Source organism: Kribbella sp. (genome assembly GCF_035655035.1).
Lineage (GTDB): Bacteria > Actinomycetota > Actinomycetes > Propionibacteriales > Kribbellaceae > Kribbella.
Window position 1 is genome coordinate 1 of sequence record NZ_DASRVN010000223.1, and the last position, 2,095, is coordinate 2,095.

Consider the following 2,095-nt stretch of genomic DNA (forward strand, 5'->3'; position numbering starts at 1 on the left):
GTGACGCCCGGCGCGCACGAGTTCAGCATCCCGAGCAGCGCCGCGAGCCCGCCGAACGAGGCGCCGTACCCGACAGACGTCGGCACCGCCACCAGCGGTACGCCGACCAGCCCGCCGACGACGCTCGGCAGCGCGCCCTCCATCCCGGCGACCACGATCAGGCAGTCCGCGTCCGCGAGCCGCTCACGGACCCCGAGGATCCGGTGCAGCCCGGCCACGCCGACGTCCGTGATCACGTCCACCCCGGCCCCGAACACCCGGGCCGTCGTCGCCGCCTCCGCCGCGACCGGCGCATCCGACGTACCAGCGGCCACCACGGCCACCGTCCCGCGCAGCGTCGGCGGCTCGCCGAGGACCGCGGTACGGCCCACCGGGTCCACCACGGCCTCCGGCAGCGCGGCGGTCACCGCCTCCTGCGCCTCGTCCGTCAGCCGGGTCGCGAGTACGGCGTGACCGGGGTGGGTGGCGTGCAGCGTACGCAGCAGTTCCACGACCTGAGATGGCGTCTTGCCCGCGCCGTACACGACTTCGGCGTCGCCGGTACGTCCGAGCCGGTCGGTGTCGAGCCGGGCGTACCCGAGGTCGTGAACGCCCGGTTGTGGGCCTTGATCAGGCAAATGTGTCACGCCGCGAATCTACGTTGCCGCGGCCCGAGGTACCGCATCGATACCACACCACGCACGCTCTGCGATCACCTGAACACTCAGGCAGCACAGGCGATGCCTTAGGCTCTAGTTCCGTGTCTTCGACGTTAGCCGGTGTCTTCGGGGTGGCCGCCCTTTTCGTGGCGGTGCTGGCCCTGGTGTTCGCGATCCAGGCCCTCCGCGCCCGGACCGGCCCATCGGACACGCCCAGCACCACTCCCACGCCGGAACCGCAGCCCGCCCAACCGGAGGCCAAGCCCGGCACCGTCAAGTCCGAGCTCCGCAGACTCGGCAAGGACCTCGAGGTCACCCGCGGCGAGCTGAAGGAGACCCTGCAGCACCTCGCCATCGTCCGGTACGACGCGTTCGGCGACACCGGCGGCAAACTCTCCTGGTCGATGGCCCTGCTCGACGACCACGGCCACGGCGTCGTCCTGACGTCGATCAACAGCCGCGCCGACGCCCGCACGTACGCGAAGGAGATCAGGTCCTTCACCAGCGAGTCGAAGCTCTCCCCCGAAGAGGAAGAAGCCATCGACACCCTCCGCAAAGAAGCCGGCCCAACCGTCAACTGAAACCCCTCGCGTGGCGTAGGTGAAGGTGGGTGACGGGCGGAGGTGGTAAGCCCCCGCGCGCTGCGCAGGTGCTCCGGTCGCTGCGCTCCCTCCCGCACCTGCTACGCGCGCTCCCTCCCACCCACCGGCTGCCGCCGGCAGTGCCCGGCTGGCGCCGGGAGTTGCGTGCTGCCGCTCGCGGGTGACTGCTAGGCGGGCGTCCTCCGTGAAGCCGCAGGTGGTGAGCGGCGTGCGTGGCGAGCGGCGTGCGTGGTGAGGGGTGCATGTGGGCAAGGGGTGCAGGTGGGCGGAGGGACAGGTGGGTGACGGAGTGGTGCCGCGTGGAGTGGTGATCCCCAGCGTGCTTCGCAGGTGTTGCTCGGCGCGTCTACTGCGTGCAGCGGCTCCCTCTCGCGTCCCCAAGCGGCGGTGTGGACATGTCGCCCGACAGCCCCGAAGTTGAATGCGTTGGGGCGGGCCGCTCGGCTCTCTGCGGTCGACCGCGGTGCACCGGACAGTCCGGGGGTGGGCGGGAGCGGCGCGGAGCACGGCGACGAAGGAGCCGCGCGTAACACCGAGGGGGGAAACGCAGTCCTTCTACCGCCGTTTCGGTACGCGGGCGGTGAGGGCTCCGGGTTCGATCTCGGTGGATAGGTAGCGGCCGGGGCCGATGGGGTCGCCGTCCAGTTGGCGTTGGACGTCGACGGCGGCGTGGATTTCTACCTTGCGGCCGGTGTAGCGCTCCAGGTACATGTCGCTGCGGTTCGTCCGCGTGAGTAGGCGCCAGAGCACGATCGGCCACTGGGTGACCCGGCGTGGTGCGAGCACCACGACGTCGAGGAGGCCGTCGTCGGGGCGGGCGTCGGGAAGCAGCGGGATGTTTGCCTGGAGCATGCC

3 protein-coding genes are annotated in these 2,095 nt (G+C 71.0%); 1 reads left to right on the forward strand and 2 read right to left on the reverse strand.

The window, feature by feature from the left end; all coding sequences use genetic code 11:
- Positions 1-626 (reverse strand): nickel pincer cofactor biosynthesis protein LarB (larB, locus tag VFF46_RS12790; RefSeq protein WP_325037312.1); only part of this gene is annotated, 626 nt, incomplete at its 3' end.
- A 113-nt stretch (positions 627-739) separates the two neighbouring features.
- Here larB and VFF46_RS12795 point away from each other — a divergent pair.
- Entirely contained in the window at positions 740-1,219 is a 480-nt protein-coding gene (locus VFF46_RS12795) for a DUF4446 family protein (RefSeq protein WP_325037313.1), read from the forward strand.
- Between the two features lie 576 nt (positions 1,220-1,795).
- Here the strand turns inward: VFF46_RS12795 and VFF46_RS12800 are convergent.
- A partial coding sequence (locus VFF46_RS12800; protein ID WP_414673063.1) for a diacylglycerol/lipid kinase family protein occupies positions 1,796-2,095 on the reverse strand: 300 nt, incomplete at its 5' end.